Source organism: Streptomyces sp. SCL15-4, from assembly GCF_033366695.1.
Taxonomy (GTDB): Bacteria; Actinomycetota; Actinomycetes; order Streptomycetales; family Streptomycetaceae; genus Streptomyces.
In genome coordinates this window covers 7088452-7112825 of the sequence record NZ_JAOBTQ010000001.1, presented here as the reverse complement: position 1 = coordinate 7112825, position 24374 = coordinate 7088452, and the positions used below count along the sequence as shown (strand labels likewise).

Annotated in this window: 20 protein-coding genes and 1 pseudogene; 14 read left to right on the top strand and 7 right to left on the bottom strand. The window is 72.5% G+C overall.

Going from position 1 to position 24374, the window contains the following annotated elements; all coding sequences use genetic code 11:
- Nucleotides 1–41 precede the first annotated feature (41 nt).
- Nucleotides 42–491 carry a MarR family winged helix-turn-helix transcriptional regulator gene (locus tag SCK26_RS32035; RefSeq protein WP_318204832.1) on the top strand — a complete coding sequence of 150 codons (450 nt, stop codon included), beginning with the start codon at nt 42–44 and terminating at the stop codon, nt 489–491.
- An 83-nt stretch (nt 492–574) separates the two neighbouring features.
- On the opposite strand, the gene SCK26_RS32030 is transcribed toward SCK26_RS32035, so the two are convergent.
- Nucleotides 575–2185 (bottom strand): peptide-N4-asparagine amidase, encoded by a 1611-nt coding sequence (locus tag SCK26_RS32030; protein ID WP_318204831.1) that lies wholly within the window; start codon nt 2183–2185, stop codon nt 575–577.
- A gap of 216 nt (nt 2186–2401) precedes the next feature.
- Between SCK26_RS32030 and SCK26_RS32025 the strand changes: the two genes are divergently transcribed.
- From SCK26_RS32025 to SCK26_RS32000, 6 genes are all read left to right on the top strand, one after another.
- Nucleotides 2402–3958 carry a M1 family metallopeptidase gene (locus SCK26_RS32025; RefSeq protein ID WP_318204830.1) on the top strand — a complete coding sequence of 519 codons (1557 nt, stop codon included), beginning with the start codon at nt 2402–2404 and terminating at the stop codon, nt 3956–3958.
- Nucleotides 3959–4273: 315 nt separating this feature from the next.
- Complete coding sequence (locus tag SCK26_RS32020) at nt 4274–6259, top strand: peptidoglycan recognition family protein (RefSeq protein WP_318204829.1); 1986 nt, start codon at nt 4274–4276, stop codon at nt 6257–6259.
- A gap of 192 nt (nt 6260–6451) precedes the next feature.
- Nucleotides 6452–8257 carry an ABC transporter ATP-binding protein gene (locus SCK26_RS32015; protein ID WP_318204828.1) on the top strand — a complete coding sequence of 602 codons (1806 nt, stop codon included), beginning with the start codon at nt 6452–6454 and terminating at the stop codon, nt 8255–8257.
- A complete protein-coding gene (locus SCK26_RS32010) occupies nt 8254–10035 on the top strand; it encodes an ABC transporter ATP-binding protein (RefSeq protein ID WP_318204827.1) in 1782 nt (593 codons plus the stop codon). Before SCK26_RS32015 ends, SCK26_RS32010 begins: the two co-directional genes overlap by 4 nt.
- A 768-nt stretch (nt 10036–10803) precedes the next feature.
- Nucleotides 10804–11274 carry a DUF5709 domain-containing protein gene (locus SCK26_RS32005; RefSeq protein ID WP_318204826.1) on the top strand — a complete coding sequence of 157 codons (471 nt, stop codon included), beginning with the start codon at nt 10804–10806 and terminating at the stop codon, nt 11272–11274.
- 51 nt (nt 11275–11325) lie between these two features.
- Nucleotides 11326–11589, top strand: coding sequence for a type B 50S ribosomal protein L31 (locus SCK26_RS32000; protein WP_318204825.1), 264 nt, complete (start codon nt 11326–11328; stop codon nt 11587–11589).
- A 71-nt stretch (nt 11590–11660) separates the two neighbouring features.
- On the opposite strand, the gene SCK26_RS31995 is transcribed toward SCK26_RS32000, so the two are convergent.
- Complete coding sequence (locus SCK26_RS31995; RefSeq protein ID WP_318204824.1) at nt 11661–12455, bottom strand: metal-dependent hydrolase; 795 nt, start codon at nt 12453–12455, stop codon at nt 11661–11663.
- 145 nt (nt 12456–12600) lie between these two features.
- Here SCK26_RS31995 and SCK26_RS31990 point away from each other — a divergent pair, with 145 nt between their 5' ends.
- Together SCK26_RS31990 and SCK26_RS31985 are read left to right on the top strand one after the other, a co-directional pair.
- Nucleotides 12601–15114, top strand: coding sequence for a DEAD/DEAH box helicase (locus tag SCK26_RS31990; protein ID WP_318204823.1), 2514 nt, complete (start codon nt 12601–12603; stop codon nt 15112–15114).
- A 40-nt stretch (nt 15115–15154) separates the two neighbouring features.
- A complete protein-coding gene (locus tag SCK26_RS31985; protein ID WP_318204822.1) occupies nt 15155–16021 on the top strand; it encodes an acyl-CoA thioesterase in 867 nt (288 codons plus the stop codon).
- A gap of 340 nt (nt 16022–16361) precedes the next feature.
- Here the strand turns inward: SCK26_RS31985 and SCK26_RS31980 are convergent.
- Nucleotides 16362–17258 (bottom strand): annotated as a pseudogene (locus SCK26_RS31980) (DUF6397 family protein); the annotation flags it as partial.
- 126 nt (nt 17259–17384) lie between these two features.
- A complete protein-coding gene (locus tag SCK26_RS31975; protein WP_318204821.1) occupies nt 17385–17798 on the bottom strand; it encodes a roadblock/LC7 domain-containing protein in 414 nt (137 codons plus the stop codon).
- A gap of 91 nt (nt 17799–17889) precedes the next feature.
- Between SCK26_RS31975 and SCK26_RS31970 the strand changes: the two genes are divergently transcribed.
- A complete protein-coding gene (locus SCK26_RS31970; protein WP_318204820.1) occupies nt 17890–18318 on the top strand; it encodes a PPOX class F420-dependent oxidoreductase in 429 nt (142 codons plus the stop codon).
- Nucleotides 18319–18397: 79 nt separating this feature from the next.
- Entirely contained in the window at nt 18398–18997 is a 600-nt protein-coding gene (locus SCK26_RS31965) for a class I SAM-dependent methyltransferase (RefSeq protein WP_318204819.1), read from the top strand.
- Nucleotides 18998–19013: 16 nt separating this feature from the next.
- On the opposite strand, the gene SCK26_RS31960 is transcribed toward SCK26_RS31965, so the two are convergent.
- The gene (locus tag SCK26_RS31960; RefSeq protein WP_318204818.1) at nt 19014–19769 is read right to left on the bottom strand and encodes an alpha/beta hydrolase; all 756 of its coding nucleotides are present in this window, start codon (nt 19767–19769) and stop codon (nt 19014–19016) included.
- A gap of 105 nt (nt 19770–19874) precedes the next feature.
- Here SCK26_RS31960 and SCK26_RS31955 point away from each other — a divergent pair, with 105 nt between their 5' ends.
- Nucleotides 19875–20408, top strand: coding sequence for a PadR family transcriptional regulator (locus SCK26_RS31955; RefSeq protein ID WP_318204817.1), 534 nt, complete (start codon nt 19875–19877; stop codon nt 20406–20408).
- Here SCK26_RS31955 and SCK26_RS31950 read toward each other — a convergent pair.
- Nucleotides 20385–21290 (bottom strand): oxygenase MpaB family protein, encoded by a 906-nt coding sequence (locus SCK26_RS31950; RefSeq protein ID WP_318204816.1) that lies wholly within the window; start codon nt 21288–21290, stop codon nt 20385–20387. The two genes, SCK26_RS31955 and SCK26_RS31950, sit on opposite strands and share 24 nt — an antisense overlap.
- A gap of 96 nt (nt 21291–21386) precedes the next feature.
- On the opposite strand from SCK26_RS31950, the gene SCK26_RS31945 reads away from it, so the two are divergent.
- Together SCK26_RS31945 and SCK26_RS31940 are read left to right on the top strand one after the other, a co-directional pair.
- Nucleotides 21387–21683: a hypothetical protein gene (locus SCK26_RS31945; protein ID WP_318204815.1), complete on the top strand. Its 297-nt coding sequence runs from the start codon at nt 21387–21389 to the stop codon at nt 21681–21683.
- Between the two features lie 143 nt (nt 21684–21826).
- A complete protein-coding gene (locus tag SCK26_RS31940) occupies nt 21827–22669 on the top strand; it encodes a hypothetical protein (RefSeq protein ID WP_318204814.1) in 843 nt (280 codons plus the stop codon).
- A gap of 482 nt (nt 22670–23151) precedes the next feature.
- Here SCK26_RS31940 and xylA read toward each other — a convergent pair whose 3' ends face one another.
- Nucleotides 23152–24318: a xylose isomerase gene (gene xylA, locus SCK26_RS31935; RefSeq protein ID WP_318204813.1), complete on the bottom strand. Its 1167-nt coding sequence runs from the start codon at nt 24316–24318 to the stop codon at nt 23152–23154.
- Nucleotides 24319–24374: the final 56 nt, after the last annotated feature.

The following is a 24374-nucleotide window of genomic DNA, read 5'->3' as shown; positions in this document are numbered from 1 at the left end:
ACCTATACTCACAATGAACGGCATCCTGATATTGTTCCCGCATGACCACCCCTGATGCGGACAGCGCGCTCGCCGAGCAGTTGCTGCGGCTCACCCGCCGGGTGCACCGCATCCAGAAACACCATCTGGAACAGCGTGACCTGGGCGTCACCCCGGCGCAGTCCCGGCTGCTGCGCACCCTCGCGCACTACCCCTCGCCGCCGCGCATGGCCGACCTGGCCGAGCGGCTGGAAGTGGTGCCCCGCGCGGTGACGACGCTGGTCGACGGGCTGGAGGCGAGCGGCAAGGTACGGCGGGCGCCGGACCCGGCGAACCGGCGCGTGACCCGGATCGAGCTGACGGACGAGGGCCGCGCGACCCTGCGCGAACTGCGCGGCGCCCGCCGTTCGGCGGCCGAGGAGATACTGGCGCCGCTGACGGAGAAGGAGCGTCAGGTACTCGGCGTACTGCTGGACACACTGATCGACGGGGACGCCGCGCCGCGCTGCTGACCCCTTCGGCAGTGGCCCCCGCCCCGAGGCCCGCACCCCGGGAGGACCCGCCCGGGAAGCGGGGCCACTGCCGTGGGCCGGGCTCAGCAGCGGTCGCGGTCCTCCGTCAGCACGCCCTGGACCGTGGTCAGCGAGCGGTCGTAGCAGCCGGCCGGGCCGAGGAGGCGGTAGCGCTCGGTCGAGGTGCCGACCGCGTGCCGCTGGTCGCGCGGGACGTCGAGGGTGTACGCGGCGTCGCCGGCGTAGGTGTCGTCCAGCCGTGACCACGCGATGCGCCGGCCGCCCTCGCGCGTCACCGCCGACGCCCGGTCGCCGAGGGCGAGCACGGTGCGCAGCCGGTCGTCCGGGCCGAGGGTGACGGCGCCGTTCATGACGTAGGTCCGGTGTGTGCGCGTCGTCCGCGCGGGGCCGTGACCGGTGGTCCGGACCCACTCGTCGTCGCTCCAGGAGGCGTCGAGTGCGTCCGTGGTCTCGCCGTCGGTCCAGCGGTGGACGGAGGTGTGGGCGAGCGCCCGGGTGACGGTGGTGGTCACGCGTCCGTGAGAGGTGTCCAGGTACCCGGAGACGGTGAGCCGGTGCCCCGCCCCGGTCTCCACCCGGTGCTCCCGGCCGGGCGTGTACACCGAGGAGTTCGCCGGGTCGGTGCCCGTGTCCGCGGTGAGCGCGCCGGGGACGTGGGCCCGGTGCGGGTCCCGCCAGACCAGCACGTTCACCGGCGTGCTCCACCCCGGCTGCCCCGTCGGCACCCCGGCCACGGACACCTCGACGCGGTGCGGGCGGCCGTCGTTGAGCAGGCCGGCGAAGGGCGTGAGGTCGTACTCGACGGGCCGGACGTCGAAGGCGCGCGGGGCCGGGAGGACGTACCAGAGGAACGGGTTGGACCAGCCGCCCGTCCACACGTGCGGGAACGGCGCCGCGATGCCGGCGAGCCGGCCGTCGACGCTGATCCGCACCTCGCGGTTCGGGCCGTGGCCGGCCTTGCAGGAGTACGGCGCCGGGTCGGCGACGGTCAGGTACCAGAACTCCTCGCAGCCGCCACCCGAACCCGTCGCGTACACCTCGGCGACGATCCGTTCGCTGTTGCGCGGCGTGGTGAGCGTCGTACCGGCGGACGTCTCGTCGAGCGTGAGGACGCGGTCGGGCACGGGAGTCGCGGGACGTCCCGCATAGAAGGTCAGGGTGACGCGCACGTCGATGACACCGGTGTAGGTGTCGTCCACCACGTTGCCGATCAGCATCTCGACGTCCCGGGCGGCGCGCAAGGTCTCGCTGTAGCGGGTGACGTCCTTCTCGGCGTGCCACTCGATGCCGTCAGGCGAGGGCTCCGGAGTGGAGGTGCGCAGGACCTCGACGCCGCCGACGCGCAGATAGCCGAGCCGGTCGTACTGACGGCCCTTCACCTTGCCGTCGAGGCGCAGGACGACCTTGCTCCAGCGGTCGCCGCAGCCCTCGGGCGGCGCGTAGGTGCCGCGGTAGGGCGTGAAGTCGCGGAACCGCGCGTCGGCGAGCGTGACCCGGCACGAGCGGGTGTGCGGCCGGTGGACGGGCGGGGCCGCGGTCACCGGGTCGTGCCAGTCGGTGCCGAACTCGGCGGGCACGTCCGCCGCCCGGGCGGAGGGCGTAGCGGTGCCGAAGAGCGCGCTCACCAGGAGGGTCGCTCCCGCGAGCATGGACATGACTAACTTTCTTCCCATGGCCCGTGTTCTACGGGGGGACGGCCCGTCCCGCAATGACGCCTCGCGCGGACCGGCGGGATGACGACGGCCGTCCCGGAACGCCACACGGGCACCCAGAGAAGTGACATTTAGTTATATAAGCGCACCTTACTGGCATAGTGCGGGCATGGAGATCACGACCGCCGGTCCCGTCGCCGGACGCCCTGCACCTCCCACCGCCCATGGACTCCCGCGGTGAAGGCGTCGGCCGCGGCGAGGAGAGCGGGCACGCCGCCGCCGGCACGGCGCCGCCGGCTCGTCCGCGCGCTCGTCGGGGCCGCCGCGCTCACGGCGGCCGTCGTCGTCACCGCCACCGCCCTGTCCGCCGGGCCGGGCCCGCACCCGCGTCGCGGCGCCTCCGCACCCGATGCCGCCGCCGTTCCGGCCCCGTCGCCCGGCGCGCCGGGCATCGGCGACCCGCTCATGCCGCTCGCCGGCAACGGCGGCTACACCGTCCGCCGCTACACGCTCGACTTCGACTGGCTCGCGCCCCGCACGCCCTTCCGGGCCGGCGCCACCATCGACGCCACCGCCACCCAGGCCCTGTCCCGCTTCGACCTGGACTTCGCGGGCAACACGCTGCACCGCGTCACCGTCGACGGGGCACCGGCCGCCGCCGAACGCCACGGTGACGAACTCGTCGTCACCCCCGCCGAGCCGATCCCCCGCGGCGGCGCGTTCACCGTCCGCGTCGCGTACACCGCCGACCCGGCGCGGCAACGCCACCGCGACGACGCGATCCAGGACTACGGCTGGGTGCCCACGTCCGACGGGACGGTGATCTGCGCACAGCCCGACGGCGCCCGGATGATCTTCCCGGCCAACGACCATCCCAGCCTGCGGGCGCCCGTCACGTTCCGCGTGACGACCCCTCCCGGGCTCAGCGCGGTGGCCAACGGCCGGCTCGTCGGCACCGTCCGGCACCCCGACGGCCGCACCCGCTGGACGTACGACTCCGAACAGCCGATCGCGGCGCAGCTGGTGCAGCTGGCCATCGGCAGGTTCACGTTCGTCGACAGCGAGGGGCCGCGCGGGCTGCCCGTCCGGGACGTGGTGCCGGACGGGCTGGTCACGGACACCGCGGAGTACCGCTCGCTCACCCCGGACCATCTGGCCTGGCTGGAACAGCGGCTCGGCCCGTACCCGTTCCCCCGCTACGGCGTGCTGGTCGGGGACACCGACCTGCCGGTGGCGCTGGAGACCCAGTCGCTCTCCGTCCTGCCCCGGGACGACCTGCTGGGCGACCGGGTCGACGCCGAACGCAACCTCGTGCACGAGCTGACGCACCACTGGACGGGGGACAGCGTCGCCATCCGGCGCTGGTCGGACCTGTGGCTGAGCGAGGGTCACGCCCGTTTCTACGAACGCCTGTACTCCGGCGAGCACGGCGGCGCCGACCTGGAGTCCGTGATGAGGACGGCGTACGAGCAGCACGATCAGTGGCGCCGCGACGACGGAGCGCCCGCCGAACCCACCGACGCCACGCTGTTCAAGGTGATGCGGTACGACGGCTCGGCGCTGGTGCTGTTCGCGCTGCGGGAGAAGGTCGGCGAGGAGACCTTCGGCCGGATCGAGCGGGCCTGGGCGACCGTCTACCGGGGCCGGGCGGCCGGCACCCGGGACTTCGTCACCCTCGCCTCCCGGGTCGCGGGCGAGGACCTCGGCCCGTTCCTGACCTCGTGGCTGTACGGTCCGCACACCCCGCCGATGCCGGGGCATCCCGACTGGCGGCCCGACCCGGTCGAGGACTGAGCGGCCGAGTGTCCGGGTGACCGGTCCGGGTGGGGACGGGTGGCCGCGGACCGCGGTCTTCGCGATCGCGTTTGGTTGCCCCGGGCAGCGGAGTCACTGCCGCCGACCGGGTGGCCTCTGGGGGGCCGCTGGTCCACCCCGGTGACGCTCGCCACGACACGGCGCGCGGGGCACGGAAACGTACGAGGGGTGGCGCGACGGGCAACTCCTCTGCCCTGGTTGCGAACGAGCGTGGTTGGGAGAACCTCTGCAATGAGAAGAACTGTCGCTGCTCGTGTCCCCGGTGCCGTCCGGAGATGCCGCCGTACGGCCTGTGTGTTCGCGGGGGCGGTGCTGCTGCCACCGCTGCTGATCCTCCCGATGTCCGGCTGCGCCGATCCGTCCGACCGACAGCTGCAGGACGCCTTCACGGACGCCGCCCGCGAGTTCCAGGTGCCGCGCAGCGTCCTCATGAGCGTGTCCTACCTGCAGTCACGCTGGGACTCCCACCCCGGCGCGCCCAGCGTGGCGGGCGGCTTCGGACCGATGCACCTGCTGGACCCCGGCCTCGTCACGGCCCCGTCCCCCTCCGCCGACCCGCGGGCGGCGGACGGCGTCCACACCGGCCTCGGCGCCGCGGCCCCCGGGCCGGCCGCCGCGGACGGCGCCGACACCTCGTCCCGGCACGCCGTGCAGCCCGCGGACCTGCCGCACGCGGCACGGCTGATCCACGTCCCGGCCGAACGGCTGCGCAAGGACGCCGTCGCCAACGTACGCGGCGGCGCCGCACTCCTGGCGGCCACGCAACGACAACTCGGCAAACCGCTCAGCGCCGACCCGGGAGACTGGTGGGAGACGGTGGCGCGCTTCCCGGGCACCCGCGACGTCACGTCGGCCGCCGCCTACGCGGACGATGTCTTCGCCCTGATCCGCCGCGGCGCGCACCGCACCACCGCCGAGGGACAGGAGGTCACGCTCCCCGCCACCCCCCGTGTCCGGCCGCGCCACCGCCCCGCCACCGCGAAGGGTCCGCAGCGGCAGAAGGACGTCGAGTGCCCCGCCGAACTTGCCTGTGACTGGCTCGGCGCGCCGTACGAGGAGATCGACGACAGCGCGTACGGCAACCACGACCTGGCCGACCGTCCCCGGGACCAGCCGATCGAGTACATCGTCATCCACGACACCGAGGCGGAGCTGCCGAGCATGCTCCAGACGGTGCAGGACCCCACGGAGTCGTCCTGGCACTACTCGATCCGCTCCAGCGACGGCCGTGTCACCCAGCACGTCAAGACCAAGGACGAGGCCTGGCACTCCGGCAGCCAGTTCGTGAACGCCCGCTCCATCGGCATCGAGCACGAGGGATTCCTCACCCAGCCGGGCACCTGGTACACGGAGCGGATGTACCAGGCCTCGGCACGCCTGGTGAAGTACCTGGCGAAGAAGTACGCCATCCCGCTGGACCGACAGCACATCTTCGGCCACGACAACGTGCCGGCCCCGACCGCCGACAGCATCCCCGACATGCACGACGATCCCGGCCCCTTCTGGGACTGGCGCCACTACTTCGACCTCCTGGGCGCGCCGCTGCGGGCCACGGCGGGACCGGACAGTGACATGGTGACCATCCTGCCCGACTACGCCACACACCAGCCGGAGTTCACGGGCTGCGCCCGCAGCGGTTCACCGTGTCGGCCGCACGGCTCCAGCGCCGTCCGCCTATACACCGAGCCGAGCGAGCGCGCCCCGCTGATCCAGGACCCGGGCCGCAAGCCGGACGGCGAGGACTCCACCAGGGACGTCAACGACCTCGGCTCGCGCGTCTCCGCCGGTCAGACCTTCGCGGTCGCCGACCGCAGCGGCGACTGGACGGCCATCTGGTTCCAGGGCCACAAAGCCTGGTTCAAGAATCCCCGGAACCGTCCGACCGCCGTCGGCGCGGCCGGACGCATGGTCACGCCGAAGGAGGGTCTGGACGAGATCCCGGTGTACGGGCGCGCCCTCCCGGAGGAGGAGGCGTATCCGGACGACGTGGACGAGCCGGACGAGTCCCCGCTGCCGTACAGCGTCCAGGCGGGCCAGCGCTATGTGACGCAGTCCGGCGTCGGCAGCTCCTACACCCCCAAGTCCTTCACCGACGCGCCCAACCCGGTGGTGTGGGGCCGGGAGAGGTACTACGAGATCCAGTTGGGGCACCGCCTCGCGTACGTCCGGGCCAGTGACGTGGACGTCGTGTCCGCCTCCGCGCCCCCGACGTCTGCGGCGCCGCCGGCTCCGGCATCGCCGGAGCACTCGGCCGGGGCGGCCGGTCCCGCCGGACGGTGACGGCGCGGCAGCCGGGACGCGGGGCTCCCGGCTGCCGGAGAGCGGTGCCCCGGCCGGAACGCGGCCGATTTCACGGGCCGTCGGGAAAAACTGTTTGAAATTCACCACTGCAGGACGTCAACCTTTCACGGCTTGTTGCCGCTTCATCGCGGCGTTTCGCTGCCCTGCCCTGACACGAGCCACTGGGACGTCATGCAGATCCAAGACCTTCCGTATCCCGATCCGGGCGTGCCCGACGCACGCTCGGGTCCCCGATTTCTGTGGTGGCTCTGGCGCAACCAGCTGGGCGGGCAGCTGAAGTCGCTCGCCTGGGGCCTGCTCCATTTCGTCTCCGTCGCCGCCCTGCCGTTCTGCGTCGGTCTCGCCGTGCAGGCGGCCGTCGACCGCTCCGGCACCCGGCTCGCGCTGACGGGAGGTCTGCTGGCGCTGTGCGGAGCGGGACTCGCCGTCGGCGACACCTTCCTGCACCGCGCAGCCGTCACCAACTGGATCACCGCGGCCGCCCGCGTCCAGCAACTCCTGGCACGCAAGGCCGCCCACCTGGGCTCCGCCCTGACCCGACGGGTGGCCGCGGGCGAAGTGGTGTCCGTGTCCACGGGTGACGTGGAGAAGATCGGCTGGTTCGTCGAGGCCGTCTCCCGCTTCACCGCCGCCGCGGTGACGGTGGTGATCGTCGGCGTCACCCTGGTCGTGTACGAGCCCGCGCTCGGCGTGGTCGTGGCCGTGGGCCTGCCCGTCGTGGCGCTCGCGGTGCTGCCGCTGCTGCCCCGGGCGACCCGCCGCGCCGACGTGCAGCGCGAGAAGGCGGGCCGGGCCACCGAGCTGGCCTCGGACACCGTCGCGGGCCTGCGGGTGCTGCGCGGCATCGGCGGCGAGGAACTGTTCCTGGACCGCTACCGCCGGGCCTCCCAGGAGGTACGGCACGCCGCCGTGCGCAGCGCCCGGATGTGGTCGCTGATCTCCGCCGTCCAGGTGCTGCTGCCCGGACTGCTGCTGATCGCCGTCGTCTGGCGCGGCATCGACCTGGCCCGCGAGGGCCGGATCGGCGTCGGCGAACTCGTCACCGTCTACAGCGCGGTCATGATCCTCAACTACCCGCTGCGGCACTTCGAGGAGATCGCCATGGCGTACTCCTTCTCCCGCCCGTCGGCCAAGCGCGCCGCGCGTGTGCTGGCGCTGGAGCGGTCCACGGCCACCGACGGCACCCGCGCGGCCGAGGTGCCGGGCGGCGACCTGCACGACCCCGTGACCGGCCTGCTCGTTCCCGCCGGGCGGTTCACCGCCGTGGTGTGCGGCGACCCGGACGCGTCAGGCAGGCTGGCCGAGCGGCTCGGCGGCCATCCGTCGGAGCCGGACCGGTCGGTACTGCTCGGCGGGGTGCCCCTGGACGAACTGCCCCTCGACAGCGCCCGCACCGCCGTCCTCGTCCAGGACAAGGATCCGGTGCTGCTGTCCGGCACGCTGCGCGAGCTGCTCGACGTGCCCGCCTCCGGTGCCGTGCGGGCCGCGGACGCGCTCGCCGCGGCGCAGTGCGAGGACGTGCTGGACGCGCTGACGCAGGGTTCGCCGGACGCCGCCGATCCGATGGACGCCCGGATCACCGAGCGCGGCCGGTCGCTGTCCGGCGGCCAGCGCCAGCGGCTGGCCCTTGCCAGGTCGCTGATCACCGACCCGGAGGTGCTGGTGCTGGACGAGCCGACCTCCGCGGTCGACTCGCACACGGAGGCCCGGATCGCTGACGGGCTGCGCCGCCTGCGGTCGGGACGGACGACCGTGGTGTTCACCTCCTCACCGCTGCTGCTGGACCGCGCGGACCAGGTCGTCCTGGTCCACGAGGGCCGGGTCGTGGCGGTCGGCCCGCACCGCGAGCTGATCGACGTCGAGCCCCGGTACCGGGCCGTGGTGACCCGGGAGACCGACGAGGAACCGGCCGCCGGCGACGACGGCCTGCTGCTGGACGCGCTCCAGGAGCTGGAAGAGATCGAGGAGAGCGCATGATCGGCGTCGCACCGCCTGCCTACGACCCGGCGGCCCCGACGACCGCCACCACCCTGCCCGTCGGCGCCGCCGCGACCGTGCGCGCCTACGTCACCGAGCTGTTCCGCCGGCACCGCCGGGCCTTCCTGCTGCTCATCACCGTGAACACGGTGGCCGTCGTCGCCTCCATGGCCGGGCCGTACCTGCTCGGCGGCCTGGTCGAACGGGTGTCGGACGGGGCCCGGGAGCTGCACCTGGGACTGACGGCCGGACTGTTCGTGCTCGCGCTCGCCGTGCAGGCCCTGTTCGTCCGGCAGGTACGGCTGCGGGGCGCGATGCTCGGCGAGCGGATGCTGGCCGACCTGCGCGAGGACTTCCTCGTCCGGTCCGTCGGGCTGCCGCCGGGCGTGCTGGAGCGGGCGGGCACCGGTGACCTGCTCTCCCGTATCACCACCGACATCGACCGGCTGGCCAACGCGATGCGCGAGGCCGTGCCGCAGCTGGCCATCGGTGTCGTGTGGGCCCTGCTGCTGCTCGGCGGGCTGGTCGTGACGGCCCCGCCGCTGGCCGCCGCCGTGCTGCTCGCCGTGCCGGTCCTGGTGATCGGCTGCCGCTGGTACTTCAAGCGGGCGCCGTCCGGCTACCGCTCGGAGGCCGCCGGGTACACCGCCGTCGCCGCCGCGCTCGCCGAGACCGTGGACGCGGGCCACACCATCGAGGCACACCGCCTCGGCGCCCGCCGCGTGGCCCTGTCGGAGCAGCGTATCGCCGAGTGGACCGCGTGGGAGAGGTACACCCTCTGGCTCCGCTCCGTGCTGTTCCCGGTCATCAACACCGTCCACCTCCTCGTGCTCGGCTCGGTCCTGATGGTCGGCGGTGTGTTCGTGCTGCGGGGCTGGATAGGAGTAGGCCAGCTGACCACCGGCGCCCTCATCGCGCAGATGCTGGTCGACCCGGTGAACCTGATCCTGCGCTGGTACGACGAGGTGCAGGTCGCCCAGGTCTCGCTGGGCCGCCTGGTCGGTGTGCGGGACATCGAGCCGGCCGCCGGGGACGCGGCACTGGCCCCCGAGGGACGGGTGATGGACGCCGACCGGGTGCGCTTCGGCTACCGCGAGGGCGTCGACGTGCTGCGCGAGGTCTCCCTGCGGGTCGCTCCGGGCACCCGGCTGGCCCTGGTCGGTCCCTCCGGTGCGGGCAAGTCCACCCTGGGCCGGCTGCTCGCCGGTATCTACGCGCCCCGGAACGGCAGGATCACCCTCGGCGGCGCGGAGCTGTCCCGGATGCCCGCCGAACGCGTCCGCGCGCATGTCGCCCTGGTCAACCAGGAGCACCACGTCTTCGTGGGCTCCTTGCGCGACAACCTCCTGCTGGCCCGCACCGACGCCACGGACGCCGAACTGTGGGCGGCCCTCGGCGCGGTCGACGCGGACGGCTGGGCACGGGCCCTGGACGACGGACTGGACACCGAGGTCGGCTCCGGCGGCCTCGGCCTGACTCCGGCGCAGGCCCAGCAGATCGCGCTGGCCCGGCTGGTGCTGGCCGACCCGCACACCCTGGTCCTGGACGAGGCGACCTCGCTGCTCGACCCGCGCGCGGCCCGCCATCTGGAACGCTCCCTGGCACGGGTCCTCGACGGCCGCACCGTGGTGGCCATCGCCCACCGGCTGCACACCGCCCACGACGCCGACGTGATCGCCGTCGTGGAGAACGGCCGGATCAGCGAGCTGGGCAGCCACGAGGAACTGGTCGCGGCGGAGGGGGCCTACGCGGCGCTCTGGCGCTCCTGGCACGGGTGAGTGCCGCCCGGGGGCACGGGCGCGCGGGCCTGCGGGCGCCGGTTGGCCGGGGGCTGAGGCGCGGGTGGGGACCGTGGCGGCCGGTCGGTCGGGGCCGGAACCGGCGGGTGCCGACCGCCTGAGACCGGGGACGGGGACGCCGGTGGTGACGGCGAGGGGCGGTTCCGTGAGGCCGGGGACGGGATCGCCGGTGGTACGGCGGGGGCCGGTCCCGTGAGGCCTGGGGGCGGACGCGCCGACGGAGACGGCGGGAGCCGTTTTCGTGAAGCCGGGGGCGGAGGCGGACGGCTGCGTCACGGGCACGGACGGTGCGCCTGGCTCCGTCCCCCGCCTCACCGGCACGGAAAGCGTCCCTGCCGCTGTGCCTCGTAGCCCGAGCATGGACCGCGCACCGGCCACCGTGCCCGGGAGAACCCCGCGGCGAGAGCGTCCGCCTGCCACACTGCGCCACCCGGCGAAGGCCGGACCGCGAAGACTCCCCTCTGCCGTACTCCGACGCCCTGAGAAAGCCGGACCGCGAAACCCTCCGCCGGCCCCGCTCCGGCGCCCGGCACGCCGCGCCCGGCCCCGCCGCGCGGATACGCACCCGTGCCCGGACCCGTGCCGTTGCGCGGTGCCGATCCGGGGTGGAAGGCTGGAAAGCGGCAGCGGTTCGGAGCGCGCCCGGGGACCAGCCGGTTCACGGCGTGCCATGCCCGTGCCGCGCGTGCCGACGGCCCACCGCCCGCTGGGGCGGCATCCGGCCGTCCTCACCCACTGGAGGTAGTCGTGGACAGCGCCGACGGTTGGGGGGACGACGTCTACCAGCCCGATCCCTCGGAGATCCGGGAGGACTCGGGAGTGCTCGACGTCGAGGACACACTGGACTTCGACGGCGTCGACGACCCCCTCGACCGCGGCTGGTCCCCTCCCGAGCGACCGTGGGCGGTCGAACACATCGGCGTGACGGCGGCCGAACGCCGGGCGGGCGAAACCCTCGACCAGCGGCTCGCCGAGGAACTGCCCGACGCGTCCGCACCCGACAGCGACGGTATCGGGGACTGCGAAGGCACCGACGGGGAACCCCTCGACAACGAGGTCGGCAACTTCCGGTCCGGCCGGCTGGTGGCGCCGGACGAGGGCGTGCACGAGGACGAGGAGGCCGCGCTCGTCGCCACCGACGTCGGCATCGACGGGGCCGCCGCCTCCGCCGAGGAGGCCGCGGTGCACATCGTCGACGAGGACTCCCTCCCCGGCTGAACCGGACCGTCCGGACGCCTCCGTCCCGACCTCCCGTACCGAGGAGCCGCCATGCAGCAGGACAAGCACCCCGACTACCACCCCGTGGTCTTCCGTGACCGCGCCGCCGGATACGCCTTCCTGACCAGGTCCACCGCGCGGAACGAGCAGACCATCGAGTGGGACGACGGCCGGACCTACCCGGTGATCGACGTGGAGATCTCCTCGGAGAGCCACCCCTTCCACACGGGCAAGGCCCGCACGGTCGACACCGAGGGCCGCATCGCCCGCTTCGAGCGTCGCTACGGCACGGCGGACGCGAGCGAGCCGACCTGAGCCGGACCACTCCGTCTGATCACGACACGCCTCCGGCTCCGTCCGGCCGCAGGCCGGTGCCGCCGACTCGGTCAGATCACGTTGAGGGCCGCCGCACAGCCCACTCCCCCGAGCAGCATGAACACCGGCATGAGCACCTTCAGCTCGATCCAGCTGCCCGCCCGGAACCGCATCACCTTCGGCGGGCCCACCGGGTACCAGCGCTTGCGCCCCACCGGGATCGGCCACAGGATCGGGCAGCCGGAGACGGTCAGCGCGTCCCCGATGTCGTGCACCAGCGCGCCCAGCACGATCGGCAGCCCCAGCCACACGTACTCCTGCCCCGGCGCGGTGAACAGCCAGTCGGAACCATGGCCCGGCTTGTCCAGCACTCCCGCCAGTATCCACGCGCTGGTCGCCGCCAGCAGCCAGACCAGGACATCGCTGCTGGAACCGCGCGACGCCCGCCACAGCAGCCCTTCGATCGCGAGCACCATGTGCACGAAGAGGATCGCCAGCACCCCCCAGCGGTCCCCGACGACCGCCACGGCGGAACTGCCGGCGCCGATCAGGACCGCCCACACCCAGGTGTGCGTCAGCGTGCGGTGTCCCCCGGAGCGGCGCGGGTCGCCCTGTTTCCTCGTCGCCTTGTAGACGGCGTACGACAGCTTGTCCACGATCTCGCAGATCGCGCGGGAGATCGGCCCGAAGGCCCGCGAGATGGTGGCCGCCTTGTGGTCGAGGTCCGGTGCGAGCGCGGCGCCGGCGCAGATCAGCGCGCCGCAGAGGAGGACCGGCCAGGGCATCGGATGCCCGGCCGCCGCCGTGGCGGCTCCCACGCCCAGCCAGGCCGCGGCCCCCGACAATGAGTGTGCTGGTCCCATCATGGCCGCTTCCCGCCCCATTCCTCGTGTGCCGCTGTCCAGTTGACCCGGTGCGCCGACGCCCCGCCGGTGACACAGCGTAGCTTCCGTGATCTTCGTCCTCGCAGCCGATTCCCCGCTCGGGCGGTGGGCCAGGCAAGATGGGGGCGTGACCCTCATCGATCAGCTGCCGCCGACCGCCGACCCCGACGCCCTGTACGAGGCCTTCGAGTCCTGGGCCCAGGAGCGCGGTCTCACCCTCTATCCCCACCAGGAGGAGGCGCTGATCGAGGTGGTCTCCGGTGCGAACGTGATCGTGTCGACGCCCACCGGCTCCGGCAAGAGCATGATCGCCGCGGGCGCGCACTTCGCCGCGCTGGCCCGGGACGAGGTCACCTTCTACACGGCTCCGATCAAGGCCCTGGTGTCGGAGAAGTTCTTCGAGCTGTGCAAGCTCTTCGGCACCGAGAACGTGGGCATGCTCACCGGTGACGCCTCCGTGAACGCCGACGCGCCCGTCATCTGCTGCACCGCCGAGGTGCTGGCGTCGATCGCGCTGCGCGACGGCAGAGGCGCGGACGTCGGCCAGGTCGTCATGGACGAGTTCCACTTCTACTCCGAGGGCGACCGCGGCTGGGCCTGGCAGATCCCGCTGCTGGAACTCCCCCAGGCGCAGTTCATCCTGATGTCGGCCACTCTGGGCGATGTGTCCTTCTTCGAGAAGGATCTCGCCCGCCGTACCGGCCGCCCCACTTCGGTGGTCCGCTCGGCGACCCGCCCGGTGCCCCTGTCCTACGAGTACAAGCTGACCCCGCTCACCGAGACGCTCACCGACCTGCTGGAGAGCAAGCAGGCCCCGGTGTACATCGTCCACTTCACGCAGGCGCAGGCCGTGGAGCGGGCGCAGGCCCTGATGAGTATCAACATGTGCTCGCGGGAGGAGAAGGACCAGATCGCCGAGTTGATCGGCAACTTCCGCTTCACCACCAAGTTCGGCCGCAACCTCTCCCGTTACGTGCGGCACGGCATCGGTGTCCATCACGCCGGCATGCTGCCCAAGTACCGCCGCCTGGTGGAGAAACTCGCCCAGGCCGGACTGCTGAAGGTCATCTGCGGCACCGACACGCTCGGCGTCGGCGTCAACGTGCCCATCCGCACGGTGCTGTTCACGGCGCTGACCAAGTACGACGGCAGCCGGGTGCGCACCCTGCGGGCCCGTGAGTTCCACCAGATCGCGGGCCGGGCCGGGCGGGCCGGCTTCGACACCGCGGGGCTCGTGGTCGCGCAGGCGCCGGAGCACGTCATCGAGAACGAGAAGGCGCTGGCGAAGGCGGGCGACGACCCGAAGAAGCGGCGCAAGGTGGTGCGCAAGAAGGCACCGGAAGGTTTTGTCGGCTGGACGGAGAACACCTTCCAGAAGCTGATCGAGTCGGAACCGGAGCCACTGTCCTCGCGCTTCCGGGTGACGCACACGATGCTGTTGTCGGTGATCGCCCGTCCCGGCAACGCCTTCGAGGCGATGCGCCACCTCCTGGAGGACAACCACGAGCCGCGCAAGCAGCAGCTGCGGCACATCCGCCGGGCCATCGCGATCTACCGCTCGTTGCTCGACGGCGGGATCGTGGAGAAGCTCGACAAGCCCGACGCCGAGGGCCGTATCGTCCGGCTCACGGTGGACCTCCAGCAGGACTTCGCGCTGAACCAGCCGCTGTCCACGTTCGCCCTGGCCGCGTTCGAACTCCTCGATCCCGAGTCGCCGTCCTACGCCCTGGACATGGTCTCCGTGGTCGAGTCCACGCTGGACGACCCGCGGCAGATCCTCGTCGCCCAGCAGAACAAGGCGCGCGGCGAGGCGGTGGCCGCGATGAAGGCGGACGGTGTCGAGTACGAGGAGCGCATGGAGCGCCTCCAGGACATCTCCTACCCGAAGCCGCTGGAGGAACTGCTCTTCCACGCCTACGACACCTACCGCAAGAGCCACCCGTGGGTCGGCGACCACCCGCTGTCGCCCAAGTCGGTGGTGCGGGACATGTACGAGCGGGCGATGTCCTTCACGGAGCTGGTGTCCTTCTACGAGCTGGCCCGCACCGAGGGCATCGTGCTGCGCTACCTCGCCAGCGCCTACAAGACGCTGGACCACACCATCCCGGACGACCTGAAGTCCGAGGACCTGCAGGATCTGATCGAGTGGCTGGGCGAGATGGTGCGCCAGGTGGACTCCAGCCTGCTGGACGAATGGGAGCAGCTCGCCAACCCCGAGGAGATGACCGCCGAGGAGGCCCAGGAGAAGGCCGACGAGGTCAAGCCGGTCACGACCAACGCCCGCGCCTTCCGCGTCCTCGTCCGCAACGCCATGTTCCGCCGCGTGGAGCTGGCCGCCCTGGACCAGGTCGGGGAACTGGGCGAGCTGGACGCCGAGTCCGGCTGGGACGCCGACGCCTGGGGCGAGGCGATGGACAAGTACTGGGACGAGTACGACGACCTCGGCACCGGGCCCGACGCCCGCGGTCCGAAGCTCCTTGTCATCAAGGAGGAGCCGGAGAACGGCCTCTGGCGCGTCCGCCAGATCTTCGACGACCCGAGTGGCGACCACGACTGGGGCATCAGCGCGGAGGTCGACCTCGCGGCCTCCGACGCCGAGGGCCGTGCGATCGTCCGCGTCACCGACGTCGGCCAGCTGTGAGACGTTCACGGCCAGGGCCAAGCCAAGGAGAAACCCATCGATGACGAATCCGGCCGAGAGACTGGTCGACCTGCTCGACCTGGAGCAGATAGAGGTCAACATCTTCCGTGGCCGTAGCCCGCAGGAGTCCCTCCAGCGGGTCTTCGGCGGCCAGGTGGCCGGCCAGGCGCTGGTCGCCGCCGGCCGCACCACGGAAGGTGACCGCCCGGTGCACTCACTGCACGCGTACTTCCTGCGCCCGGGACGGCCTGGCGTGCCGATCGTGTACCAGGTGGAGCGGGTCCGCGACGGGCGCTCCTTCACGACGCGCCGGGTCACGGCCGTGCAGCAGGGCCGCACGATCTTCAATCTGACCGCCTCCTTTCACAAGCCTGAGGAAGGACCTTTCGAGCACCAGCTGCCGCCGGCCCGCGAGGTGCCGCACCCGGAGTCGCTGCCGACGGTCTCGGAGGAGATCCGCAAGCATCTGGGCACGCTGCCGGAGCAGCTGGAGCGGATGGCGCGCCGCCAGCCCTTCGACATCCGCTATGTCGACCGGCTGCGCTGGCACGCCGAGGAGATCGAGGGAGCCGAGCCGCGCAGCGCCGTGTGGATGCGCGCGGTGGGACCGCTCGGCGACGACCCCTTGGTGCACACCTGCGCGCTGACCTACGCCAGCGACATGACCCTCCTGGACGCGGTCCGTATCCCGGTGGAGCCGCTGTGGGGGCCGCGCAACTTCGACTTGGCCTCGCTGGACCACGCCATGTGGTTCCACCGGCCCTTCCGCGCGGACGAGTGGTTCCTTTACGACCAGGAGTCCCCGATCGCGATAGGCGGGCGCGGGCTGGCCCGCGGGCGCATCTACGACCTGGAGGGACGGCTGCTCGTGTCGGTCGTCCAGGAAGGTCTCTTCCGGGCGCTGTAGCCCTCCGGGGCCAGGGCCCCGCGTCCGGCTGTCAGACCCGTGCGGGCCCTGTGCGCTGTGGGCTTCTCCGCCGGAGCCAGGCCCGCAGGCCGCGGGGCGACCGCTGCGGAGCGGGCTGTGCCGGGCCCGTCGGCCCGCGGCCCCGGCGGGCGGTCGGCACCGTCGTGCGCACGACCGGACCGGCGCCCGGCCCACGCGAGCCGATGGGCCGCGTCGGCGGCTCGGTCCGTGTCCCGGCCGGCTCCGAAGGCCTGGCCGGCGGCTCGGAATGCCGTGCGGAGGGTTCCGTGGGCCGTGACGTCGGGTCCGGGGCCGAGGCTTTCGGTCCCGAGGCTGACGTCGCCGGCTCGGGGAGCGTCGTCGCTTCCGTGGGACCGGTCACCGTGCGGGCCATCGGCGGGATCGGGACGGGCCGTGATGCCGTACGGATCGCGGCCGGGACGCGGCGGGCGGCCGGGCGCGGGGCGGGGGCGGCACCGCGGGCCTCGTCGACCGTGCGTGCCAGTTCGCTGCGCAGCCAGTCGATCTCGTCCGCGTCCCGGGCCGTCGTGATCTGCTCGGCGGGGTGCGCGGAGGGTGTTCCGACAAGACCGTGCCCCGGCGGCGTGGGCCGGAACGCGTTCAGGTACGCCCGCTCGTACGGGTCCCTGACGATGTCGGCGACCTCAACGGGTGGGAGGAACGCGGCCACGGCCCCGGCCCGGGCCCAGGGGTCCCCGGCCTGACGGAGCAGGAATCCCAGGTGGCGTCCGCGCCAGTTGCGCGCCCGCAGATCCACGCCCGTCGTCAGCTGGCCGCGCAGCGTCTCGGGCGTACGCCCCTTGAGCAGGTGTGCGTTCTCGGTGCCGGTCGCGAACTGGTGGAGCTCCTCCGCCAGGTAGAGCCAGACCACGGCTCGGTAGCGGTTGAGGTAGAACGTGACGGGCACGAACAGGCCGAGGCGGGCGAGCCGGGTGAACCTGCCGGCCGGGATGTCCATGAGGGCGGCCCCCTCCGCCGTCCCCACCACCCGCACCCGGTTCAGGAGGGACTCGGGGAAACCGTCCTGGGCGCGAAGGCGCTCGATCTCCGCGCGTGCCACCCGCCGGCCGCCTCCCCCGCCCTCGTCGGGCACCGTCAGGATGATGCCGAGCTGCACGGCGCGGTCGAATTCGCCTCGCCTGAGTCCCAGTTCGCGGGCGGCATGGCCCGGCGCGCAGGTGCTGGTGCGGGTGGGGTCGAAAAGGCTGGCCAACATGGTCCTACTCCCCCGTGGAGTCCTTGGCTCACGCCCGGTGCGTTCGCCGTGCACTCACCGTAGCCGGTTCGCGGCACATCGTGGCGAGCCTGTGGATAACTCCACGGGGGTGAGAAAACCCGCAGGTCAGGCGCCCGCTTTCCGAGTTCGCTCGGGTTGCCTGGCATCGATCCCCAGGTGTTCGCCGACCCGGTTCACGAGCAGGGTCATCTCGTAGGCGATCTGGCCGATGTCCGCCTCCGCCCCGCTGAGCAGGCACAGACAGCTGCCGGTGCCGGCCGCGGTCACGAACAGCACGGCATCGTCGTATTCGATCATCGTCTGGCGCACCCTGCCCGCGCCGAAGTGACGTCCCGAGCCCTTGGCCAGGCTGTGCAGTCCGGACGCCACGGCGGCCAGATGCTCGGCGTCCTCGCGGCGTAGGCCCGTGCTCGCCGCGGTGACCAGCCCGTCGTTCGACAGGACCAGCGCGTGGCGGACGTGGTCCACCCGCTCGGTCAGATCGTCCAGGAGCCAGCCGAGGCCCTGGTTCTGCGCCATGTCCCTCTCCCCGTGTGATGTCTCCCCCTGGCTGGAGGAACTCTCCGCCAGCCTTCCCCACGACCGGCGCGCGGGCAAGCAGGATGGACGCATGGCAGAGAAGATGACCGATGAGGAATGGCGGGCGTTCGTCTCCGACGGCACCCGCACCGGCAAGCTGTCGACCGTTCGCGCTGATGGAAGACCCCATGTGGCGCCCGTCTGGTTCGTCCTGGACGGGGACGAGCTGGTGCTCACCACCGGCAAGGACACCGTGAAGGGGCGCAATCTGACCCGTGACGGCCGGGTCGCCCTGTGCGTGGACGACGACCGCCCGCCGTTCCATTTCGTGGTGCTGAACGGCCACGCCGAGCTGTCGGACGATCTGGCCGAACTCCGCCAGTGGGCCACCCGGATCGCCGCCCGGTACGTCGGCGAGGACCAGGCCGAGGAGTACGGCGCCCGCAACGGCGTACCGGGAGAACTCCTCGTCCGCGTCACCCTCGACAACGTGGTGGCGGTACGGGACCTCGCGGCCTGAGCCGCGGGAGCGTGCGGTTGTCGTCGCGACCGTGACGGCGCCGGCGACGGCCGGGTGGCGGTGCGGAATCATGCGGAGCATGAGCGACGAACACACCCATGTCCAGGAGTTCTTCACCGCCCGGGCCGCCGGCTGGGACGACCGGTTCCCGGATGACGGCCCTGCGTACACCGCCGCCGTAGCCGACCTCGGGTTGCGCGAGGGAGACCGCGTCCTGGACGCGGGCTGCGGCACGGGACGGGCCCTGCCGCCCCTGCGGGCCGCCGTCGGCCCTTCGGGCATGGTGCTGGGGGCCGATCTGACCCCGGCGATGCTCCAGGCCGCCGTGCGGGCCGACCGGCACCGCGAGGGGAGCCTGCTCCTCGCGGACATCGCCGCGCTGCCGCTGCGGTCCGGCTGCCTGGACGCCGTGTTCGCGGCCGGCCTGATCGCCCACCTGCCGCATCCGGTGGACAACCTGCGGGAACTGGCCCGCGGCGTGCGGCGGGGCGGCACGCTCGCGCTCTTCCATCCGATCGGTCGTGCGGCCCTGGCGGCGCGGCAGGGCCGCCGGATCACTCCCGACGACCTGCGGGCCGAGGCCAACCTCCGCCCGCTGCTGGCACGTTCTGGCTGGCGCATGACGTCGTACGTGGACGAGGACGCCCGCTTCCTCGCGCTCGCGGTCCGCGAGGACTGACCGCCACTCGCCGGAATCAGGCCGTTGCGGCGATGGCTGCCACGAAGGCGTCGGGGTTGTCGAACATGACGTTGTGCCCGGCGCCGGGCACCGTCACCACGCGCACCCCGGCGGCTTCCAGGCTCTGCCGACCCGAGACCTCACCGCTGCGCTCGCCCTGGAGGAAGACGCGGTCGACGGGCAGTGCCTCAAGGAGCGTACGCATCACGGGGCTGGAGCCCTGGCACAGGCCGACGGCGCTGCGGTGCAGGGCACGCGGGTCGGTCAGCCGCATGGTGGCCGCCCACAGCGGGCCGACGGCGCCGAGCACGCGCGCGTGCCCCTTCGCGACGAACTCCTCCTCGTCATAGGCGGCGATCGCGCTGCTGGCGGCGCTCGACGGTGGGAAGGCGTCCAGATTGGCCTCCGTCAGAACCAGCCGGGAGACGAGGTCGGGCCGCCGGTGGGCGAGGACGATGGCGACGGAGCCGCCCATGCTGTGCGCGACCAGTTCGGCGCCCGTGACTCCGGCCGCGTCCAGTGCGACCGCGACCGCGTGGGCATGGTCGTCCAGGGTGTAGCCGAAGTCCTGGGGCCGGTCGCTCGTGCCGTGGCCCGGCAGGTCGATGAACAGGCCGCGTCTGCCGACGAGTTCGGGACGGGCCGCGATGTGGGCGTGGTAGACGGCGGACATCGACCCGAGTCCGTGCAGGTACACCCGGGCGGGCTCCGCGCCGGGCACGTCCGTCCACCGGATATGGCTTCCCTCGCTGTCGAACGCGGCCTGCCGCATGCACCCCTCCCAGTGTTTCGACGACGCCTCACCATACATCGACTACGAGGTATACCGCCAAGGCGGTATTGATGCCGCGATGTACTCCTGCGTAAGAATGCGGCCATGCTCGAACTCGCCATCCTGGGATTCCTGTACGACGCGCCGCTGCACGGGTACGTCCTGCGCCGTCAGATCGCCGCGCTCACCGGACATGTGCGTCCGGTCGCCGAGAGCACCTTGTACCCGGCGATCAAGCGGCTGGAGAAGGCGGGCCTGCTGGTACGGTCCACCGAGCCCGGTGCCGTCGCCGCGCCGCGCCATGTGCTGAGGCTGACCGAGGAGGGCGGGCGCGAGCTGATGCGCCGGCTCGCCGAGCCGGCCCAGCGGGAGATCACCGACGAGAACCACTGGTTCACGCTGCTCGCGTTCCTGCGGCACTTGGCGGACCCCGGCGCACAGTCGGCCGTGCTGCGACGCCGGCTGGCCTTCCTGGAGGAACCGGCGAGCTTCTTCTACGACGGCGACCGACCGCTGAGCGCCGAAGAACTGGACGACCCCTTCCGCCGGGGTGTCCTCACCATCGCGCGGGCCACGAGCCGGGCCGAACTGGCCTGGCTGCGCGACACTCTCGCCTCACTCGACGGGGTCGGCCGCTGAGGTGTCCCGGTGCCGCACCGGGCAGCCGCGCAGTCCGGGGACCGGGCGGGTGCCCAGGTCGGCCACGCGGTAGCCGTCGGGGTAGCCCTTGATCTCCCAGTTCTGACGCGCGAAGTGCGGAGTGCGGCGCGGCGGCAGAAGCCGGACCAGCCGGCCGCGCGTCCATACGGCCCGGCGCACCAGCGCGGTGGCCGTCGGGCCGGGTCGGGAATAGCGGAAGGCGCGCAGCAGCGGCTCGTCGAGCAGGGCGAGGGTGGCCGTGCGCAGCAGCGGGGCCAGGGGCCGGGGATACCAGGAGGCCATCAGGCCGAGCGTGGCGTCGGAGACGCGCCGGGCTTCCTCGTCCCAGCCGAAGTGGGTCTCTTCATAGGAGTCGAGGAGGGCTTCGAACTCCTCGTAGGTCCGGGGGATGTCCGGGATGCCCATGTGCCGGCCGAGGGTGCGGTAGTACTCGGTGCCGGCGATGATCTCGTGCCGGGACAGCCGCCGCCAGCCGTAGGTGTCGATCCAGCGCCTGGGCACCACCACGAACGTGCTCAGCACGTACCGCATGTCGTCGTCGCTGATGTCGTAGCTGCGGTGCATCTGGTTGATGCGGCGGATCGCCGTACGCCCCTGCTCCGCGGCGAAACCGTGCTCCAGCACGGTGTCGAGGAGGAGCGCCGTGTCGTCGTAGCGCTTCTGCGTGCGCTCGGTCAGCTCCGCCGTCCGTGCGAGCAGGCGGCCGATGCTCGGCACCGCGTAGGTGCGGTACAGGGCGAGTTCCAAGGCGCGCGTGTAGTCCCAGGGGAACTCCAGGGTGACGCTGATCCGGTGGATCTCCAGCGCGTCCGCCACCGGGTCCAGCCGACGGATCCGCCCCAGCTGTTCGAACCGCTTCACCGCGTCGCCCCCTTCTGCCGCCGGAACTCCAACTCTACGTTGTGAAGCACCAGATGAGCGATCAGTCCTGACTCGTTCGGGGAGAGGGTGGTCCACGTGTTCGACGCGATCCGCAGGTACACCGGCAGGTTCCGCGCGCCCACGCAACCGCGGCCGGCGGACGTCCCGCGGCAGCGCGCGCACAACTTGTTCGAGGCGGCGGCCGTCTATGTGGCCGCTCGCGTGGAGGACGACGAGGACCGGGCCGAGGAGGCGGCGGCCTGGGTGTCGCCGGAGGCACTGTCCTTCGGGGTGAGCGAGCTGGCCTGCCGGGCGGTCGTCGCACTGGCCCGGGAGCGTGACGAGTCGCCTGGCGCGGTGGCCCGCGATCTCCTCGGCTTGCCCGCAAACTGAACGGAACCCCCTTGCGTACACGTGGTCGTTTCGCCCCTGTCCAGGCGGAAACCCGCAGCTCCGCCTGGCGCCCGGAGCCGTGACAACCGGCTTCCGCTCGCACTAGGGTGCGCGCCGACGGACGAACCACTGGGGAGGCTGGGATGGCCGGGACGGACGATATGGCCGTCGCCGCCGCGGACGACGCGCTGTATGTGCTGACGGCGGTACTGCTGACGCCGGCACAGTTCCCGAGCGTGCTGGGCGACGACTACCCTCAGGCGTGCGCGGCGCTGGATCTGCCTCCGCTCGCCGACGGGTACGGCCTGGTGCTGGGGCAGGACGGGAACGGCGCTCGATGGACGGTCGTCATCGACGACGTCTCGCTGGTCGCCGTGGCGATCGCGTCCTGGGACTGCGGCATGGAATACGAGCTGTCCCCGGACGAACGCGCGGTCGTGACCGCCCTGCCGGGATGGCCCCTGGCCGTCGCCGTCGCCGCGCCCGGCGTGCCCGCACCGCACGATCCCCCCGCCGAGGCGGCTGACCGGCCGGCGCTGAGCCCGCCGGACACCGGCTCCTGGGGGCCGGCCCAGCGCCGTCTGGGCGCCGACGAGATCGCGCTGCGGTGGGCCGTGTGGCGGGAACAGATCGACGACGCCGACTTGCCCGCGCCCGGCGAGCGGTCGACCCCCGCGCAGTCCGCACGGGACGGCGAGGAGGGCGCCAGGACCGGCGGCCACGCGGGTGTCCGCCGGGCGCTCGCGGAGGCGCGTGCCTACGTCGACTCGCCACCGCCGCCGGGCAGGGTGCGCTCGTCGTTCGCCCCGGGCGACGCCCGCACGCTGCGCGCCGACGGTCCCGGCTGGTCGCTCGTGGCCCGCACCGACGACATCGCGTTCGTCCTGCTCGACGACGAGCCTGGCGAGGTCCTGCCGGTGGGCCGGGGCCCCGAGCTGCCGGGCCTGCTGGAGTCGCTCGACAAGATGGCCGTACGTCCGCTGTGACGCTCTGCGGCCGGGCGGCACCACCCGGCTCCCTCGGCCCGCTCCCCGCACAGCAGCGCGTCCCCGGCCGGCCGGGCCCGGTGCTCGGGCACGGGCACGGGTACGGGCACGGGCACGGGCACGGGTACGGGCACGCCGACCATGATCAGGAACGCCGCCTACCAGGGCAGCCGTATCAGCAGGATCAGCCCGGCTGCCACGCCACCTGCGGCGATCTTCGCGTTCTTCGACATGAGTGTCGCCTCCTTCGCGGCCACCGCCGCCCTCTGCTCCGGAGAACGACCTCCTCCTCCCGGCGGTTCCGCTCTCCGTCCCTGAGGTATCCCTGAGACGCACCCCTAGTGGCTCTCCCCCGGCCGTCGGAGGTTCGCGGTTCCTTGGCTGTGACGGGCGCGGGGCCGCCCGCGGTGTCGCGGGCGGCCCCGCGTCTCTCCGCGACCGCCCCTTTTGCCGGGGCGGTCGCCGGTACGCGCGCGTGGGCGTCAGCCCCGCGCTCCCAGCAGGTGGTCCATCGCCAGCTGGTCGAGCCGTTCGAAGGCCATGCCGCGCGCGGCGACCGCCTCCACGTCGAACTCCTCGAAGGCCGTCCGGTCGGCGAGCAGCTCCTGCACACCGTCGGCCGCGGTCGGCTGGGCCAGCTCGTCCAGCCGCGACGCGCGCAGCGCCTCCTGCACCTCCGGGTCGGCGCGGAAGGCGGCGGCGCGCTCCTTGAGGATGAGGTAGTTGCGCATGCAGCCCGCGGCCGACGCCCACACGCCGTCGATGTCCTCGGTCCGCGGCGGCTTGAAGTCGAAGTGGCGGGGTCCTTCGTAACCGGCGCTCTCCAGGAGGTCGACCAGCCAGAAGGCGGACCGCAGGTCACCGGCGCCGAACCGCAGGTCCTGGTCGTACTTGATGCCGGACTGGCCGTTGAGGTCGATGTGGAAGAGCTTGCCCGCCCACAGGGCCTGCGCGATGCCGTGCGGGAAGTTCAGGCCGGCCATCTGCTCGTGGCCGACCTCCGGGTTGACGCCGTACAGCTCGGGCCGCTCCAGGCGCTCGATGAAGGCCAGCGCGTGGCCGACGGTGGGCAGCAGGATGTCGCCGCGGGGCTCGTTCGGCTTGGGCTCGATCGCGAAGCGGAGGTCGTAGCCCTGCGAGGTGACGTACTCGCCGAGCAGGTCGAAGGCTTCCTTCATGCGGTCCAGGGCGACGCGCACGTCCTTGGCGGCCCCGGACTCGGCGCCCTCGCGGCCGCCCCACGCGACGTACGTCTTCGCGCCCAGTTCGGCCGCCAGGTCGATGTTGCGGATGGTCTTGCGGAGGGCGTACCGCCGCACGTCGCGATCGTTGGCGGTGAACGCGCCGTCCTTGAAGACGGGGTGCGTGAAGAGGTTCGTGGTGGCCATCGGGACGGTCATGCCGGTGGCGTCCAGGGCCTGCCGGAACCGCTTGATGTGCGACTCCCGCTCGGTGTCCGAAGACCCGAAGGGGATCAGGTCGTCGTCGTGGAAGGTCACTCCGTGGGCACCGAGTTCCGCCAGACGCTGCACCGTCTCGACCGGGTCGAGGGCGGGACGGGTGGCGTCGCCGAACGGGTCCCTGCCCTGCCAGCCGACGGTCCACAGTCCGAAGGTGAACCTGTCCTCGGGGGTGGGCTGGTAGCTCATGGTGCGGCTCCTTGCTGCGTACGAGTATTTCGTCATGGCCGTTTACAAATTAGTAT

Coding starts and splice junctions, on each gene's coding strand:
- SCK26_RS31955 (WP_318204817.1), top strand. CDS start 19,875: ATGCTCGAACTCGCCATCCTGGGATTCCTGTACGACGCGCCGCTGCAC.
- SCK26_RS31995 (WP_318204824.1), bottom strand. CDS start 12,455: ATGATGGGACCAGCACACTCATTGTCGGGGGCCGCGGCCTGGCTGGGC.
- SCK26_RS31965 (WP_318204819.1), top strand. CDS start 18,398: ATGAGCGACGAACACACCCATGTCCAGGAGTTCTTCACCGCCCGGGCC.
- SCK26_RS31975 (WP_318204821.1), bottom strand. CDS start 17,798: ATGGCGCAGAACCAGGGCCTCGGCTGGCTCCTGGACGATCTGACCGAG.
- SCK26_RS32010 (WP_318204827.1), top strand. CDS start 8,254: ATGATCGGCGTCGCACCGCCTGCCTACGACCCGGCGGCCCCGACGACC.
- xylA (WP_318204813.1), bottom strand. CDS start 24,318: ATGAGCTACCAGCCCACCCCCGAGGACAGGTTCACCTTCGGACTGTGG.
- SCK26_RS32015 (WP_318204828.1), top strand. CDS start 6,452: ATGCAGATCCAAGACCTTCCGTATCCCGATCCGGGCGTGCCCGACGCA.
- SCK26_RS32030 (WP_318204831.1), bottom strand. CDS start 2,185: ATGGGAAGAAAGTTAGTCATGTCCATGCTCGCGGGAGCGACCCTCCTG.
- SCK26_RS31985 (WP_318204822.1), top strand. CDS start 15,155: ATGACGAATCCGGCCGAGAGACTGGTCGACCTGCTCGACCTGGAGCAG.
- SCK26_RS31960 (WP_318204818.1), bottom strand. CDS start 19,769: ATGCGGCAGGCCGCGTTCGACAGCGAGGGAAGCCATATCCGGTGGACG.
- SCK26_RS32035 (WP_318204832.1), top strand. CDS start 42: ATGACCACCCCTGATGCGGACAGCGCGCTCGCCGAGCAGTTGCTGCGG.
- SCK26_RS31970 (WP_318204820.1), top strand. CDS start 17,890: ATGGCAGAGAAGATGACCGATGAGGAATGGCGGGCGTTCGTCTCCGAC.
- SCK26_RS31940 (WP_318204814.1), top strand. CDS start 21,827: ATGGCCGGGACGGACGATATGGCCGTCGCCGCCGCGGACGACGCGCTG.
- SCK26_RS32000 (WP_318204825.1), top strand. CDS start 11,326: ATGCAGCAGGACAAGCACCCCGACTACCACCCCGTGGTCTTCCGTGAC.